Origin of the sequence: Lachnoclostridium sp. Marseille-P6806 (assembly GCF_964238185.1) — a bacterium.
GTDB lineage: Bacteria > Bacillota > Clostridia > Lachnospirales > Lachnospiraceae > Brotaphodocola.
Window position 1 is genome coordinate 1 of the sequence record NZ_CAXSLG010000022.1, and the last position, 2,598, is coordinate 2,598.

Here is a 2,598-nt window from a genome sequence, read left to right on the forward strand (position 1 = left end):
AATAAGTGACTCGTATGATAATGGAAGGGTCTGGGAAGTCCCGCCAGAGAGGGTGAAAGCCCCGTACATGAAATCAGAAGAGAGCGAGCGGAATCCAAAGTACCACGAGACACGAGAAACCTTGTGGGAATTCGGGGGGACCACCCCCCAAGGCTAAATACTCCTTAGTGACCGATAGCGCATAGTACTGTGAAGGAAAGGTGAAAAGGACCCCGGGAGGGGAGTGAAAGAGAACCTGAAACCCTGTGTTTACAAACTGTGGAAGCACGTTAAGGTGCAACCGCGTACTTTTTGTAGAACGGTCCGGCGAGTTGCCTGTACTGGCAAGGTTAAGCACTGAAGGTGCGGAGCCGAAGGGAAACCAAGTCTGAATAGGGCCAGAGTCAGTATGGGCAGACCCGAAACCGGGTGATCTATCCATGTCCAGGTTGAAGCGAAAGTAAAATTTCGTGGAGGACCGAACACACATCCGTTGAAAAGGGTGGTGATGAGGTGTGGATAGGGGAGAAATTCCAATCGAACCCGGAGATAGCTGGTTCTCCTCGAAATAGCTTTAGGGCTAGCCTCGCGAGAGTCTGCTGGAGGTAGAGCACTGAATTTCCTAGGGGGCGTCAAAGCCTACCAAAGAATATCAAACTCCGAATGCCAGCCAGATGCTTCGCGGGAGTCAGACGGCACGAGATAAGTTGGGTCGTCAAAAGGGAAAGAGCCCAGACCGCCAGCTAAGGTCCCAAAGTGCGTGTTAAGTGGAAAAGGATGTGGGATTTCAAAGACAACTAGGATGTTGGCTCAGAAGCAGCCACACATTCAAAGAGTGCGTAATAGCTCACTAGTCGAGAGGTCCTGCGCCGAAAATGTCCGGGGCTGAAACACGACACCGAAGCTGCGGACTCGTCTGAAAAGATGAGTGGTAGAGGAGCATTCTTAAAGGGGCGAAGCAGTACCGATAAGGAGCTGTGGACTTTTAAGAAGAGAGAATGCCGGAATGAGTAGCGAGATGGAGGTGGGAATCCTCCAGGCCGAATATCTAAGGTTTCCAGAGTAAAGCTGATCTGCTCTGGGTAAGTCGGGGCCTAAGGCGAGGTCGAAAGACGTAGTCGATGGATAACAGGTTGAAATTCCTGTACCGCATGTAATCAGAACTGTGGGGACACAGGGCGATAATCAGACCCGGGAATGAAAAGACCGGGGCAAGCGAGGTAGGAGAGGAGTTGGAAAAACCGCTTCTCAATCCGAAGACGTGACGCGTACCGAATAAAAGTAGGGAAGCTGAAGATTCGAACTGTCAAGAAAAGCCGCTATTGTGTTACATGTGCCCGTACCGTAAACCGACACAGGTGGATGAGGAGAGAATCCTAAGGCCGGCGGGAGAAGCATTGTTAAGGAACTCGGCAAAATGACCCTGTAACTTCGGGAGAAAGGGTGCCTGCGAGAGCAGGCCGCAGAGAATAGGCTCAAGCAACTGTTTAGCAAAAACACAGGTCTATGCAAAACCGAAAGGTGAGGTATATGGGCTGACGCCTGCCCGGTGCTGGAAGGTTAAGAGGAGAGGTTAGAGCAATCGAAGCTTTGAATTTAAGCCCCAGTAAACGGCGGCCGTAACTATAACGGTCCTAAGGTAGCGAAATTCCTTGTCGGGTAAGTTCCGACCCGCACGAAAGGCGTAATGATTTGAGCGCTGTCTCGACAATGCACCCGGTGAAATTGAAGTACCAGTGAAGATGCTGGTTACCTGCGCCAGGACGGAAAGACCCCATGGAGCTTTACTCCAGTTTGATACTGGGATTCGGTTATACATGTACAGGATAGGTGGGAGGCAGAGAAATGAGGACGCCAGTCTTCATGGAGCCGCTGTTGGGATACCACCCTTGTGTGACTGGGTTTCTAACCTGCATCCGTGAACCGGATGGGGGACAATGTCAGGCGGGGAGTTTGACTGGGGCGGTCGCCTCCGAAAGGGTATCGGAGGCGCTCAAAGGTTCCCTCAGAATGGTTGGAAACCATTTGTAGAGTGCAAAGGCATAAGGGAGCTTGACTGCGAGACCGACGGGTCGAGCAGGTAGGAAACTAGGACTTAGTGATCCGGTGGTATAAAGTGGGATTGCCATCGCTCAACGGATAAAAGCTACCCTGGGGATAACAGGCTTATCACTCCCAAGAGTTCACATCGACGGAGTGGTTTGGCACCTCGATGTCGGCTCATCGCATCCTGGGGCTGGAGTAGGTCCCAAGGGTTGGGCTGTTCGCCCATTAAAGCGGTACGCGAGCTGGGTTCAGAACGTCGTGAGACAGTTCGGTCCCTATCCGGCGTGGGCGTAGGATATTTGAGAGGAGCTGTCCTTAGTACGAGAGGACCGGGATGGACTGACCTCTGGTGTATCGGTTGAGTATCAAACTCATGGCCGAGTAGCCAAGTCGGGAAGGGATAAACGCTGAAGGCATCTAAGCGTGAAGCCCCCCTCAAGATGAGATATCCCATACGCAAGTAGTAAGACCCCTTGAAGACGACGAGGTAGATAGGGCAGAGGTGGAAGTGTGGTAACACATGGAGCTGACTGTTACTAATCGGTCGAGGGCTTAACCAATAAGGTTTAGGGA

At 51.9% G+C, this 2,598-nt stretch carries 1 rRNA gene; it reads left to right on the plus strand.

Annotation, left to right across the window (positions count from 1 at the left end):
- A 23S ribosomal RNA gene (locus ACESON_RS15155) occupies window positions 1-2,585 on the plus strand; the annotation flags it as partial.
- Between the last annotated feature and the right edge of the window lie 13 nt (window positions 2,586-2,598).